Genomic DNA, 14,600 nt, shown 5'->3' with positions numbered 1-14,600 from the left:
GTTCACGACGCCTTGGGGACAGACCAGCCGCCGAGGACGCGATCGATCGTGGCGTTGACGTAAAGGCCGTTGGAGAGATGGACGCGAAGCCCGGCGGCGGCGGGGTGCGATGCCCAGAGCGGGAACAGCGCCTGCGCCACTGCGGCGGCCCCGAAGCTCAGCACCGCCAGCGCCATCAGCGTCCACTCCAGCCGTCCCGGTGCCGGCGTCGCGGGGAGAACCCCTGCGGTCAGCCATTCGGCGGCGGTCTGGAGCGCGAAGTAGCCGATCGCAGCGGCGCTGGCGTAGATCGCCGTCCTGCGCGTCAGGGGATGGGGCGCCGCATCGGCAAGGCCCTGGGCCAACAGGTAGGCGACACCGAAGATCAGGATGGTACCGAGCGCGAGCGCTTGCGGTGATTTATGTTCGAAACCGAAGGTGAACCCGAAGGCTGCGCCAATCCCCGCGTAGATCGCGAGTGCGATCAGGAAGGCGCGGACGACCGCCAACCCGTTCGGAACCGCGACAGGCCCAGGCCGGCGAATGGACGCGACCTGCTCCACGGCCCCGCCCGAGGCGAGGAACGCGTGCGCCTTGTAGAGCGAGTGAGCGACGATGTGGAGCAGCGCCAGCGGAAACAGAGCCAGACCACACTGGAGCGTCATGAACCCCATTTGCGCGACCGTCGACCAGGCGAGCGAGGTCTTGACCGCAGGCTGCGTCAACATCACGAGCGCGCCGAACAACGCTGTGAACCCGCCGAGCATCGCCAGCACGGCGAGCACGCCGGGGGCTGAAACCACAAGATCGGCGAAACGGATCAGCAGGAAGCCGCCGGCATTGATCACGCCGGCATGAAGCAGGGCCGAGACCGGCGTCGGCGCCTCCATCACCTCGGTGAGCCAGCCATGGGTCGGGAACTGCGCCGATCTCAGGATGGCGGCGAGCGCGAGCATGGCGGCGGCCGTTACGATGAGCCAGGAGCCCTCGCCCGTGCGGGCTTGTGCATTGATCGTCGCGATATCGGTCGTCCCGAAGCTCACCCAGATGAGACCGACGGCTGTGACGAGTGCAGCGGCGCTGATCGACGAGAACAGACGCTTCTTGCGGGCGGCGCGCTGCGCCGCCGCACGATCGGGATAGAACAGCAACAGGCGATGCAGCGCCGCACTGGTTGCGACCCACGCCGCGACCAGTTGGACGACGTTGCCCGCCTGGACGAGGAGAAGGACCGCCGCGAGCGCCGTGCAAAGCCAGCCGATGAAATAGCCCTGCCGCGCCTCGCCATCGAGATAGGTGCGGGCGTATCTCACCACGATCCAGCCGATGAACGTGACGAGGAGGAGCATCGTTACGCTGACCGCATCGAGCCTCACCGACAGGCCGATGCCCGCCCATCCGATCAGCCCGCTGGCGCCGGGACCGCGAAGGATCAGAACCGCCAGCGATGCCAGGGCGACCAGCAGTCCGCCGAGCGCGGCCGCTTCTGCGCAGACGGGCACCAGGGGTGGGCGCCGCCCCTTCCGCATGAAGCCGAGCCCGGCCGCCCCCAGCAGCAGGAGCGGTGCGCAAAGTGGAAGCAGGTAAGGTGACAAGGCGGTTCCCCTGTAGTCGTGACAGTCGGGAAGCCTTGGATATCGATCGCAGGAAGCGAATTAAAATTCATTGTCGGCGCAAAATCGTTCGCTAATATCGAACGTTATGTCCTCGCTGAATTACAACCATCTGCGCTATTTCTGGGCGGTGGCGCATGACGGCAACCTGACCCGCACCGCGGAGCGGCTGAACCTCACGCAGTCGGCCCTGTCGGTGCAGATCCGCAAACTCGAAGAACGACTGGGCCATGCACTGTTTGAACGCCGGGGCCGGCAGCTTCATCTGACTGAGGCTGGAAAGATCGTTCTCGATCATGCCGATGCGATCTTCGCCACGGGCGATGAGTTGCTGGGTACGCTTCGGCAGACGGGAGCGGCCCGGCAGGCGCTGCGCGTCGGTTCGCTCGCCACGCTGTCGCGCAACTTCCAGATGGAGTTCCTGCGTCCGGTGCTTGGCCGCACGGATATCGACCTCGTTCTGCGATCGGGCAGCGTCGGAGAGCTGCTGCGGGCGCTTGAGGCGCTCAACCTCGACGTCGTTCTGCTGAACCGGGCACCGCCCGGCGACGCCCTGACCCCCTTCGTCACGCATCGGCTTGCGGAGCGTCCCGTCAGCCTGGTGGGAACTCCCGAGCGGCTGCGCCATGCCGCGAGCTTCGCGGATCGGCTTCGAAGCCACCCCATAATCCTGCCGACGGCGGACAGCAGCGTGCGCATCGGGTTCGACGCGCTCGCCGATCGCCTCGGCGTCCGGCCACAGATCGTGGCGGAAGTCGAGGACATGGCGATGATGCGTCTTCTCGCCCGGGAGGACATCGGGCTGGCCGTTCTCCCATCCATCGTCGTGAAGGACGAGATTGCCGCAGGCGTGCTGGTGGAAGGCGATCAGTTGTCAGACATCGTGGAGACGTTCCACGCGGTCACCATGTCGCGACGGTTCCCCAATCCCCTGGTCAAGCTTCTCCTTCAACCCACGGGCACATCGGGAGATGACTGACGCTGGTGCGGCCCCCGGCTGCACCGTGACCGGTCAGCCATATGAGCCGGGTCTCGCATGCCCCCCCAGGAGCAACGACCGAGGTCGGTGCGCGAGACAACGGCTTCTTCTGGTAAACAGAGAGCGCGGACGGGCACCTGCCGACAATCGACGCCCTGCGCCCGCAGACATATCAGAGCCAGGAAGGCCCAGGGTCGCCCACGCCATGCGCAGACGCCTCCTCTTCCCCTTCATCTGTGTTGTGGGCACTGCCGGGCTGATCGCCCTCACGCTGCTCGGCGTGCGCATCTATGCCAGTTTGCAGGGGCCACCGCTGGAGCCTTGGCACACCCTTGTGCCGCATGAATTGAGCCTCGCCGAACTGGATCGCGCGGGCTGGTCCGACTATCTCGCGGCCGAGAAGCGCGCCTTCGCGGAGGTGCGCGCCGAAGTAACCGGCAAGCTCGATGCAGAGGAGCGCATTCCCACCAACCGCTATTTCGAGGGCAGCCCCATCTACCCCGGCCACTTCCAGCAGGACTGGAACCGCTCCTTCGTGCTGGAGCCGGACGGACCGGTCCGTGGGGCAGTGGTCCTCCTCCACGGTCTCACGGACTCGCCCTATAGCCTGCGCCACGTGGCGAAACTCTATGCGGAGCGTGGCTTCGTGAGCATCGGGTTGCGCCTGCCCGAACATGGCACCGTGCCCGGCGCGCTGACCTCGTCCCGATGGGAGCGCTGGCTTGCCGCGACCCGCCTCGCCATGCGCGAGGCGCGCCGCCGCGCGGGGGCGGACGGGCCGATCCATCTCGTGGGCTATTCCAACGGGGCGGCGCTGGCGCTGATGTGTGCGCTCGACGCTCTCGACAATCCGGCACAGCCGCGGGCGGATCGCATCGTGCTGCTCTCCCCCATGATCGGGATCACCGTATTCGCGCGGTTTGCGGGGTTGGCCGGGCTCCCTGCGATCCTGCCGGCCTTCGCCAAGACGGCCTGGCTCGGCATCCTGCCCGAGTATAATCCCTTCAAGTACAATTCCTTCCCGGTGAACGCCGCGCGCCAGTCCTACGAATTGACCCAGGCGCTGCAAGGCGCCCTCCGCGACCACGCCCAGAGAGGAGCGCTGCAAGCCTTCCCGCCGGTGCTCACCTTCCAGTCGCTGCTGGATGAGACCGTCCGCACGTCCGCTGTCTTGAGCAGCCTGCACAGCGTCCTGCCCGAGGGACGCAGCGAACTGGTGCTGTTCGATCTCAACCACAATGCCAAGCTGGACGCCCCGCTGCGGCCTACGGTGCGTGCCGAAATGGCGCGGCTCATGCCAGCCGAGCCGCGGGATTTCCGCGTGACCATCCTCACCAACGCCAGCCCCAACGATGCGGCAGTGGAGGAGCGCACCTACGCCCCACGGGCGGTCGTGCCGCAGGTGCGATCACTGGGCCTGTTCTATCCCCGCGACGTCTTTTCCCTCTCCCACATTGCCATCCCCTTCCCGATGGATGACGGGCTCTACGGGATGGAGCCCTCGGACCTGCCGACCGAGGATTTCGGCATCCATCTCGGCTCCTTCGCGGGGCGCGGGGAGCGCGGCTCGCTGATCATGGGATTGGACGTGCTGGTCCGCATGACCGCCAACCCCTTCATGCCCTATCTGCTGGAGCGGATCGGCGCGGAGATCGCCGCCCCGCGCGGGGCACCTACGCCGCGATGATACGCCTGAGGGGCGGCCCCGGCGTGAACATCAGCGCCTGGGGCGGGCTCGCGTTGACCGGCCCGGCGGCGGGCGCGATTACGAACGCGCGCGGGCGTGACATTCAGCTTATCGCGAAAGTGTATTAGGGTCATACGGTAAGCGACGCGCGCTCCCTCGGAGCCTGCGGGGCTGTGGCAGCGGGGGCGTGGGCGGCTGTGGCGGCTTGGATTGTGGCGTGGCGCGCAGCGGCATGCGCCCTGATGCTGGCGGTGTGCGGCTGCGCCCGTACGGACGGCGCTCTGACGCCTGTGGCGGCCGGCGCAGCCGGCACCGACACGGTCGACATGCTGGTTGCCACCACCCGCGCGCCCTCAGACCGGCCCGGCGTGATTTTCAATGGCGAGCGCGGCGCGGGCCTCTCCTTTGCCAATATCATCGTGTCGATCCCGCCCGAGCGCGCGCCCGGCACCATCCAGTGGCCGCAGCAGGGACGGGCCGATCCGGGGCGGGATTTCGCCGTGACCACCCTCACCCCCGTGCCGCGCTCCGGCGTGCTGGACTGGTTCAAGAACGTGACCGACGGCAAGGCGCGGCGGCGCGTCCTGATCTTCGTCCACGGCTTCAACACCCGCTTCGACTCTGCGGTGTTCCGCTTCGCCCAGATCGTCCACGACACCCATGCGGACATGGCGCCGGTGCTGTTCTCCTGGCCCTCGCGGGGCCAAGTGTTCGATTATGTCTATGACCGCGAGAGCACCAATTATTCACGCGACGATCTGGCCTCCGTGATGCGCACGGCGGCCCGCAGCCCCTACGTGAGCGAGGTCGTGGTGATGGCCCATTCCATGGGCGCTTGGCTCACGGTGGAATCCCTGCGCCAACTGGCCCTGCAGGACGGACGGGTACCGGCCAAGATCTCGAACGTGATCCTCGCCTCGCCCGATCTCGATCTCGACGTGTTCCGCCGCCAGGTGACGGAGATGGGCAAGGATCGTCCGCGCATCACCATCTTCGTTTCGCGTACCGACAAGGCGTTGGAAGTCTCCCGCTTCATCGCCGGCGGCGTGACGCGGGTGGGCGCCGTGGACCTGACCCTGCCAGAGAATCTCGCCCAGTTGGAAGTGGCGCAGGGCATCGTGGCAGTGGACCTGTCCGCGCTTCAGAATGGCGACGCGCTCAATCACAGCAAGTTCGCGACCAGCCCAGACGTGGTGCAGTTGCTGGGCGACCGGCTCCGCGCCGGCCAGGAGATCGAGGGCGCCCAGCCAACCAGCGGCGCGGAGGCCGCGCAAATGGTGGGGGCGACGGTTGGCTCGGTTGCTGCCGCCCCGATCCTGATCTTCACCGGGGGCGCCGGCAACTGAGTGTGCGCGCGGGATAGAAGACCGCCCCGTTCAGAACGAGCCGATCGTGCTGCAGAGGACGATCACTGCTGCCAATGCCAGGAGGGCGCTCGGTGTTGCCGGGGTCTGCCACCCGCCGGAGCATGGCGATCATCCGCAGTTCCTTCAGCAGCACAGCGTTGAAGGAAACCTCGTTGAGGCGGTTGAGGATGTCGCGCGCCGTGCTGGGGGGGCCGAGGGCCGGCTCGCTGCGATACTCGCCGTTCTGGCCATGGGCGCGGATGCCGGGGAAAAAGGCAGCAACTGCACGGGGGGAACCGTCGTCGAAATCAGTCAGGATGATCTCGCTTCCATGGCGAACCTGTCCCGTTCGACGGCCGGTCGTGTCCTGGATTCCTTCGAGGCCTGCAGCCTCATCAAGCGAAGCTACAGGACGCTGAGTATTCTCGACCTCGAAGGGCTCAAACGTCGGCGCACCTGATATCGAGAAGGTTCCCAAGCCCTCGTCGCGACGAGGAGATCGGCCCACACTGGCCGCCTTGCGGCGGTCGGCAGACGAACTGACAGCGCCGGGCACCCGGCCCGGCGCGGCGCCATTGGCTGCTCAGAAGAGCAGCCCCACATGGGTGGGATCCAGATGGCCGGTAGCGGTGAAGCCGAAGCTGATCTCCGCATCGGCGCCCACGGTGCCGTTCCACGCGGCGTTGCCGATGACGTAGCCGTCCGCGTCGTGGGACAGGATCTGCGCGTTCCAGATGCTGGAAATCTCGTTCGGCATCTCCACTTTCACCTGCCAGCCGGACGTCGGGATCGTTCCGTCATTGTGGAGGGAGATGTTCGCGTTGAACCCACTGTTCCAGGCATCGACCACCGTGAGTGTTCCGTGCAGATCCGCGTGGGTCGGCGTGGTCGGGGTTGTGGGAGTCGTGGGGGAGGACGGCGTACCGTCATTATCGAGGATGGTGCCGGTCCCCGTCCCCTTGACGACGGAAACGCCCACGGGATTACTGAGCACGACGGCGAAATGCTCGGTCGCCTCGGCCGCCTTGTCGGCGGTGATGGCGATGGAGATCACCTTGGTCGTCTCACCCGGCTGGAACACCACCGTGCCGCTCGACGCGGTGAAGTCGGCCGCGGAGGCCGCGTCCGCGGCCACGGTATGATACTCGACGCTGACCGCGGTGGACGCGGCTTGCGACAATGTCACCTGGAAATCCGCATGGACGCCGGGCACCCCTCCCCCGCTGCCGTCCAGCGCCGGGAACGGCGCCTCGATCGGCGTGAGATAGACCATCTTGTTCTCGTTCACCGTCGACCAGTCGTTCTGGAGGATGCCGCCGGTGTCGGAGGAGTTGGGGTTCCACGACCAGAAGGTCCAGCTCGGCCCGTGCTCGCCGGCGGAGATGTCTTTCACGCCGTCATTGTTGAAGTCGCCGCCGAGATAGGCGGTGATGGCCTTGAACCAGGCCACGTCCTTGGGGTCGGTGAGCTTGGTGCCGAACTCGCCGATATAGACCGGGGCGATCTGCTCCTTGTAGATGAAGCCCCACATCTGATCGAACTTGGCCGGCAGATCGGCGGCGAAGTTCGCCCCCTGGAACCAGGGCTGGGCATAGACCGAGTTGGGATAATCGTGGGCTGAATAGACCAGCTTGTTGTCCACGTTCAGCTCGATGGGATGGTCGCGCACGCCCATCAGATTGCCGCCCCACCAATAGTTCTGGCCCTTATAGGTGGCGATGCCCTCGACGAAGATGAGCCAGTTGTCATTAACGGCACCGATGGCATTGCCGGCGGCAGTGGCGGCGCGGGCCCAGTCATTGGCGCCGCCGTCGCCCCAGGTGCCGTTATAGGGCTCGTTGTGGAGGTCGGCGCCGATGACGGAAGTGTCGCTGGCATAGCGGGTGGCCAGCATTTGCCAGTCGGCGATCCAGGAGGCTTCCGAATGGCTTGAGTCGTACCACAGGCCGTTGGCCGAGGTGCCGTCGCCGGCGCTGCTGCGGTGGTGGTCGAGGATGATCTTGATGCCGATCTCGTCTGCATATTGGACGATCTTGTCCATCACCTGCAGCGAGGTCAGGCCCTTGAGATCGGGGTTCTTGGAATAGTCGATGCTGCCGGCCTGGCCGGTTGAGTGCAGCATGTCGCTGGAGAAGGGCAGACGAATGGTGTTGAACCCTTCGTCCAGCATCTGCTGCATCATCTCCTTATAGCCTCGGGTCCACAAGCCGTGCGGCGAGCCGGTGTTGGATTCGAACCCGAACCAGTTCACCCCGGCGATCTGCACGCTGTTGCCATCGGCATCGATGATCTGGTTGCCAGAGGTGCTGAACCAGCCGGTGGCGGTGGCGACCGCCGGATTGCCTTCGGTCACGGTGACGTCGCCGATGGACACGGCGGGCGTTCCCCCGCCCGGCGTCACGTCGTCATTGACGATGGTGCCGGTGGCCGTGCCTGTGGCGATGGTGGCGCCGGCGGGCTGGGAGAGGATCAGCTTCAGCGTCTCATTGGCTTCCACCGCCGTGTCGCCGTTGACCTGCACATGCACCACCTTCGATGTCTCGCCCGCCGCGAAGGTGATCGTGCCCGAGCCCGCCACATAATCGGAGCCGGCGGTGGCGGTGCCGTCCGCCGTGGCATAGTGCAAGGACACTGGCGCGGTGGTGGCCTTGGACAGCGACACGGTGAAAGCCAGGTCCGTGATGCCCGACGCCCCTTCGGTGACGCTGGCATCGGCCACCGACACGCTGGGCACCACCGGGGCCACGTCGTCATTGGTGATGAGGCCGGCGCCGGAGCCATCGGCGATGGTGGCGCCCGTGGGCGAGGAGAGCGTGAGGGTGAGGGTCTCGTTGCCCTCCACCAGCGTGTCGCCGTTCACCTGCACATGCACCTGCTTGGAGGTCTCCCCCGCCGCGAAGGTGAGCGTGCCCGAGGTGGCCCCATAGTCGGAGCCGGCGGTGGCGGTGCCGTCCGCCGTGGCATAGCGCAAGGTCACCGGCCCGGTGGCGGCTTGCGACAGGGTGACATTGAACACCAAATCCTTGGTGCCGGAATTGCCCTCGGTGACGCTGGCATCGGAGACGGACACGGTGGGCACCACCACCGCCGCATCGTCATTGGTGATGGTGCCGGTGGCGGTGGCGCGCACCAGCGTCGCCCCGGTGGGCGCGGAGAGCTTCAAGGCGAGGGTTTCGTTGGCTTCCACCGTGCGGTCGCCGGTGACGGCCACATGCACCACCTTGGAGGTTTCCCCCGGCGCGAAGGTCAGGGTGCCCGAGGCGCCGGTGAAATCCGAGCCCGCCGTGGCGGTGCCGTTGGCGGTGCCATAGGCCACGGTCACCGCCGTGGCCGAGGCCGCCGACAGGCTCACGGTGAAGGCCAGATCCGAGGTGCCGGAATTGCCCTCGATAACGGTGGCATCCGACACCGACAGCGTGGGCAGCGTCGGGGTGGAGCCGCCGCCGGAGGGCTTGCCATTGATGAGGAAGCCGCTCGCCGCCGTGCCGCCGGAGCCGGCGGTGGCCTGGAAGCCGAAGGCCGTGTCCTTCCCTGCCCCCACGCTGGCGTTGTAGCTCATGTTCTTGAGCACATAATGGGTGCCCACATGGCTGACGATGGTGGCATTCCAGATGTTGGTGATGGTGAAGCCCGCGTCGAATTCCACCGTCCAGCCCGAAAGCGCGCTGGCGCCGGCCTCCACGGTCATGGCGGCGGTGAAGCCCGCCCCCCAGTTGCTGGTGACGCTGTAGTCGACCACCGCCCCGCCGCCCGGCGTGCTTGCCACGTCGTCATTGGTGATGGTGGCAGTGGCAGTGCCATGGCCGAGCGTGGCGCCGGAGGGGGATGAGAGCGCGACGGTGAAGGTCTCGTTGGCCTCTACCGCCGTGTCGCCGGTCACCGCCACCTGGACGGTCTTGGAGGTCTCGCCCGGGGCGAAAGTCACCGTCCCGGTCTTCGCGGTGTAATCCGAACCGGCGGTCGCGGTACCATTGGCGGTGGCATAGCTCACGCTCACCGCCGACGTGCTGGCGGCCGAGAGGCTCACCACGAAGCTCAGCGCCGTGGTGCCGGAATTGCCCTCCACCACGGACGCGTCGGCGATGGACACCGTGGGCACCACCACCGCCACATCGTCATTGGTTATGGTGCCGATGGCCGAGCCGTCGGCGATGGTGGCGCCGGAGGGGGCAGAGAGCGTCACCGTGAAGGTCTCGTTGGCCTCCACCACTGTGTCGCCCCTCACCGCCACCTGGATGGTCTTGGAGGTCTCGCCCGGCGCGAAGGTCACCGTGCCGGTGCCGGCGGTGTAGTCCGAGCCGGCGGTGGCGGTGCCGTCGCCGGTGGCATAGCTCACGCTCACCGCCGAGGTGCTGGCGGCCGAGAGGGAGACCACGAAGCTCAGCAGCTTGCTGCCGCTGTTTCCCTCGGAAATGGCCGCATCGGCGATGGCGATCGTGGGCAGGGGCGCCGCCAGATCGTCATTGACGATGGTGGCGATGGCGGTGCCGTCGGCGATGGTGGCATTGGTGGGGTTGGACAAGGTGACCTTGTAGGTCTCGTCCGGCTCCACCACGGTGTCGCTATACATGTGGGCGTGGATGGTCTGGGTGGTCTCGCCCGGCGCGAAGGTGAGCGTGCCGTCCAGAATCTCGTAATCGGTGCCGCCGGTAGCGGTGAGATCGGACGAGGCGTAATGCACCGTGATGGTCTCAGTGGAGGCCTTGTCCAGCGTCACCTGGAAGCGGAAATGGGCCATGTCCGTATTGCCCTCCACCACCGAGATGTCGGCGATGGAAATCTTCGGCGGCACGCCCGGCGTGGGGTCGGGATCATTGTCGATAATGGTGCCCACCGCCGAGCCGTCATTGATGGTGGCGCCGGAGGGCGCGGACAATTGCAGGCTGAAGGCCTCGTTGAGCTCGTGCAGCGTATCGCCGGTGACGGCGACGGCGATGGTCTTCTGCGTCTCGCCGGCGGCGAAGGTCACCGTGCCCACGGCGGACGTATAATCCGTGCCGGCGGTGGCGGTGCCGTTGAGGGTGGAATAGCTGACGCTCACCGGCCCGTCCGCCGCGTGGGACAGGGACACGGTGAACAGCATCTGCGCCGTGCCGGCATCGCCTTCCACCACTTGCGCGTCGGACAAATTGATGACCGGCGGCGCCACGGGCTTGGGCGCGGCATCGATGGTGCTCTGCCATTCGGCGCGGGCGGAGGTGTCGAGGGCGATGATATTGTTGATCGCCAGAGCACCGATCTTCACGCCGGTGAGCGTATAGGTCTGGTGGTTGTTGGTGATGGAGATGACGGTCGAACCGTTCACCTCGGAGATGTCGAACTCATAGGCCTTGAACCAGCCGAAATCGAGCTTGTCCACGGCTGGATTGAACGCCAGCGTGGTGTTGCTGTCGTAATGCCATTCGATCTTGTAGGTGGTGCCGGTGATGCCGCTCGGCGCCTCGCCGCTGCCGGCGGCGATGGGCCAGGTGTTGGTGCCGGCGATCTCGACGCCCTGGGGGATGACCTGGCTGTCCGGCACGGTGGTGAAGCCCAGCTGCAAATGCACCCGGTCTTCGCGCACCTCGGCAGAGTAGAACACGAAATTGTTGACGGTGAGCTGCGCCTTGGTCACCCCCAGCAGGATCAGCGCCTGGCCGGTGCCGGAATTGGAGATGATGACGCCTTCCGAGCTGTCGCTCATATAGATCTGTTCGCGGGTGCCGAAATAGCGGAAGTCCACCACGTCGGTGGCCGGGTCGAACGCCACCTTGTCGATCTGCCCGAGTTCGTGCGAGCGGGCATAGACCGTGTGCGGGGCCGGAACGATGCCATGTTCCCAGGCCAGCGCGCCGGAGAGGGTCTGGCGCAGATGGTCGTTCACGATCGGCACGAAGCTGTCGATGGTCAGTTGCGCCAGCGAAACGCCCTGGACGATCAGCGTCTCCCCCGACCACGGATTCATGAAGCCGACCCCGGTGGGGGTGTCGACAACGATGAAATTATGAACCGAGTTGTCGCCGAGGTTCAGCTTGTCCTTGGCCGGATCGAAGCCGATGATGTCCGCGCCTGCGGTGTCCACCACGAAGATGCGGCCGGAAGAGGTGCTGGTGTCCGCCATGATCGGGCTCCCTTTGCACGCCTGGTGTGTGCTTCTGCCCCTTGGTCTCACAAAGCGCGGGTCAAGTTCATGGCTGCACCCGCGCTACTCGGTGAAGCAGCCCGGAAAAACGACGAACCTGCCGCAGCGGCCTGCCCCAGCGGCCCGAACAGGTGGCACGCCACCCGCCTTGCCCAGCGCCGGCAAATGCCGTTACCTCGGTGCGGAGTTGTACGAATGGGGTTCCGCCGGAGTGGGATGTGTCGATATTCGCCGATGAGGTCAGCACCACGCAGGGCCCCCTCCGCACTTCGTGGTATCGCGTGCCGGTGTTCTGGCGGGTGCAGCTGGTGGTCTGGGGGGTGTTTTCCCTGGTGGATCTGGCCACCCGCAGCATCGTCTACCAGAATTTCGCCCTTGCCCTGACCATCACCCTCATCGTCGAGCCGCTGCTGATGCTGGTGGCTGCCACACTGCGTGCGGCGTTCGGGCGGCTGGGTTTCGAGGGCCGGTTGTCCGGCATGGCGCTGGCCTGCATCCTGCTGCTCAGCGCCGCGAGCGCCGCGGCGGTGGTCGCGGCCATCACCCTGGTGCGTGCGCCCATGGGATGGAACATTCCGGACTGGAATTCCCGCCAGGAAGTGCTGACGCCTTTCGCATATTACATGCTGGTCTTCGTCGGATGGAGCCTTGCCTATTTCTGGGTGAAGGCGGAGCTGGGCGGGCGCACCGACCGCCAGCGCGCGGCGGTGGCCGAGGCCGAGGCGCTGCGGGCGGAGCTCCAGCAATTGCGTCTCCAGCTCAACCCGCATTTCCTGTTCAACGCCCTCAACGGCGTGGCCGAGGAAATCCCCGAACATCCCACCGCCGCTCTCGCCATGCTGCGCGACCTCTCCGCCTATCTGCGCCATTCGTTCGCCGGAGTGGACAAGACTGTGGTCAGCGTCGCCGCCGAGGCCGAGGCGCTCGCCGCCTATCTGCGCGTGCAAGAGGCTCGCTTCGGGCCGCGCCTCCACGCGCAGATTGCGCTCGATCCCGATGCCTCCGGACGCAGTATCGTCAGCTTCCTGCTGCAGCCTCTGGTAGAGAACGCCGTCAAATATGGTGACCGGGCACAGCATCTGGACTTGCGCGTACTGATCCGCGCCGAGGGCGCCGACCTGAGGGTGCGGATCCAGAACAGCGGCACGCTGGCGGAGCCGGCCCAGGCGAGCCTCACCCGCACCGGCATCGGGCTGGAGAATGTGCGCCGCCGGCTGGCACTGCATTATCCCGGCCGCCACTCCTTCAGCCTGCGCCAGGAAAAAACCGGCCCGCAGGCCCCCGATTGCACCCATGGCGACGTGGTCGTGGCCGAACTTCTGCTGGAGGGCGAGCCGTGCTCCGGGTCGTGATCGTCGATGACGAGCCCCTGGCCATCCGCGCCATGCGTCGGCTGTTGGCCGCCCACGGCGACGTGGCCATTCTCGGTGAAGCCGACAACCTGTCCGGGGCGGTTCAGCTCATTTCGGCGGAAAAGCCGGATGCGGTCTTCCTCGACATCGACCTCGGAAGCAGCGACGGCTTCCAGTTGATCGCTCGGCTCGATCCGGCGCCGCATGTGGTGTTCGTCACCGCCCATCCGCAATATGCGGTGGATGCGTTCGCCGCCGCAGCGGTCGACTATCTGCTGAAGCCGGTGATACCCGAGCGCCTGGCGGAGGCCATCGCGCGCCTGCGCCGCAACCGCCCGCCCCCGGCAGCCGGCGGCGAGAGCGGGGGCGCGCACGACATCCTGGAGCTGCGCACCCCCAACCGCACGGTTCTCGCCAGCGCCGCCGAGATCGCCGCTTTGTGCGCGGAGGGCGATTTCACCCGCGTGGTGCTGGCGGACCAACCCTCCTTGCTGATCTGGCGCACCCTCAGCCACTTCGAGAGCGTGCTGCCCGCCCCACCCTTCGTGCGCCTCAGCCGCTCGCTGATCCTCAACCGCGACCGCCTGCGCAGTTTCGAGACCCCTTCTCGCAACCGCTCGCGGGTGACGCTGGATGGCGTCGGTGAGCCCCTGGTGCTGGGCCGTGCGGCCACCAGCCGCCTGCGCGACGTGGTCTCCGGCGGCACGGAGCGGCTTTAGGCGGAGGAACGGACGGGACGCCAGAGGCTGCCTGTGGTTGGTGATCCGAAAGCGGACGTCTCCGTTTCCGGCACCACAGCGGCCCGCGACCGGTCGCTGAAGATCCGCATCGATCCCAAGCAATTATCGCTTAGACTCGCGCGATGGGACTCTTGACCTTCAGCATCAACGTCACCTTGGACGGCTGCATCGACCACCGGGAGGGTATTGCCGATGACGAGACGCACGCCTTCTTCACGCGTCTCATGGACGAGGCCGGGGCGATGCTCTGGGGGCGCGTCACCTACGAAATGATGGAGAGCTACTGGCCGGCGGTCGCACGCGGCACCGTCGACGCACCGCCCGCGATACGCGAATGGGCGGTCAAGCTGGAGGCCAAGCCGAAGTACGTGGTGTCTTCGACACGAACGGCCTTCCCGTGGACCAACAGTCATCACATCGCGGATGACCTGCGCACGGGCGTGACGCGGCTGAAGGATGCAACCCCAGACGGCGTGCTGCTGGGGAGTGGCATGCTGGCGACCGCGCTGGACTGGCTCGATCTGATCGACGCCTATGTCTTCCTCGTCCATCCCCGGATCGCCGGCCACGGCCCGACCCTCTACCAGAGCGGGCTTCCCGGCACGCGACGGCTGGAGCTTATGTCAGCCACGCCGCTCCGGAGCGGTGTGGTCGCCATGCACTATCGACGGGCCGAATGACTGACCGCGCCTAGGCAGCGGACTCATAACGCATTGATCCAGATGCGGACGGCTGCGAGCTTGAGGGCTGCGAGGAAGTTTTCTGGGCGCCGGTCGTAGCGGC

8 protein-coding genes and 2 pseudogenes are annotated in these 14,600 nt (G+C 66.5%); 7 read left to right on the top strand and 3 right to left on the bottom strand.

Annotation, left to right across the window (positions count from 1 at the left end; genetic code table 11):
* Nucleotides 1-2 precede the first annotated feature (2 nt).
* Nucleotides 3-1,574: a proton-conducting transporter membrane subunit gene (locus DFO45_RS23210; RefSeq protein ID WP_133866709.1), complete on the bottom strand. Its 1,572-nt coding sequence runs from the start codon at nt 1,572-1,574 to the stop codon at nt 3-5.
* 106 nt (nt 1,575-1,680) lie between these two features.
* On the opposite strand from DFO45_RS23210, the gene DFO45_RS23205 reads away from it, so the two are divergent.
* The 3 genes from DFO45_RS23205 (at nt 1,681) to DFO45_RS23195 (ending at nt 5,604) form a co-directional block, all read left to right on the top strand.
* Nucleotides 1,681-2,571 carry a LysR family transcriptional regulator gene (locus DFO45_RS23205; RefSeq protein WP_133866708.1) on the top strand — a complete coding sequence of 297 codons (891 nt, stop codon included), beginning with the start codon at nt 1,681-1,683 and terminating at the stop codon, nt 2,569-2,571.
* A 205-nt stretch (nt 2,572-2,776) separates the two neighbouring features.
* Entirely contained in the window at nt 2,777-4,258 is a 1,482-nt protein-coding gene (locus tag DFO45_RS23200; RefSeq protein ID WP_133866707.1) for an alpha/beta hydrolase, read from the top strand.
* A 242-nt stretch (nt 4,259-4,500) separates the two neighbouring features.
* Nucleotides 4,501-5,604 (top strand): alpha/beta hydrolase, encoded by a 1,104-nt coding sequence (locus DFO45_RS23195; RefSeq protein ID WP_133866706.1) that lies wholly within the window; start codon nt 4,501-4,503, stop codon nt 5,602-5,604.
* Between the two features lie 88 nt (nt 5,605-5,692).
* Here the strand turns inward: DFO45_RS23195 and DFO45_RS25350 are convergent.
* Nucleotides 5,693-5,815, bottom strand: a pseudogene (locus DFO45_RS25350) (patatin-like phospholipase family protein); the annotation flags it as partial.
* A gap of 18 nt (nt 5,816-5,833) precedes the next feature.
* Between DFO45_RS25350 and DFO45_RS25345 the strand changes: the two are divergent.
* Nucleotides 5,834-6,064 (top strand): annotated as a pseudogene (locus tag DFO45_RS25345) (helix-turn-helix domain-containing protein); the annotation flags it as partial.
* A gap of 123 nt (nt 6,065-6,187) precedes the next feature.
* Here the strand turns inward: DFO45_RS25345 and DFO45_RS23185 are convergent.
* Nucleotides 6,188-11,704, bottom strand: coding sequence for a Calx-beta domain-containing protein (locus DFO45_RS23185; RefSeq protein ID WP_133866704.1), 5,517 nt, complete (start codon nt 11,702-11,704; stop codon nt 6,188-6,190).
* 239 nt (nt 11,705-11,943) lie between these two features.
* On the opposite strand from DFO45_RS23185, the gene DFO45_RS23180 reads away from it, so the two are divergent.
* From DFO45_RS23180 to DFO45_RS23170, 3 genes are all read left to right on the top strand, one after another.
* Complete coding sequence (locus DFO45_RS23180; protein ID WP_245518237.1) at nt 11,944-13,077, top strand: histidine kinase; 1,134 nt, start codon at nt 11,944-11,946, stop codon at nt 13,075-13,077.
* Entirely contained in the window at nt 13,062-13,796 is a 735-nt protein-coding gene (locus DFO45_RS23175; RefSeq protein ID WP_133866703.1) for a LytTR family DNA-binding domain-containing protein, read from the top strand. The genes DFO45_RS23180 and DFO45_RS23175 overlap by 16 nt, the downstream gene beginning before the upstream one ends.
* A 143-nt stretch (nt 13,797-13,939) precedes the next feature.
* Complete coding sequence (locus DFO45_RS23170) at nt 13,940-14,497, top strand: dihydrofolate reductase family protein (protein WP_133866702.1); 558 nt, start codon at nt 13,940-13,942, stop codon at nt 14,495-14,497.
* The last annotated feature ends 103 nt before the right edge of the window (nt 14,498-14,600 follow it).

This window comes from Azorhizobium sp. AG788 (assembly GCF_004364705.1).
GTDB classification, from domain to species: Bacteria; Pseudomonadota; Alphaproteobacteria; order Rhizobiales; family Xanthobacteraceae; genus Azorhizobium; species Azorhizobium caulinodans.
This window is presented reverse-complemented; position numbering and strand designations above follow the sequence as displayed.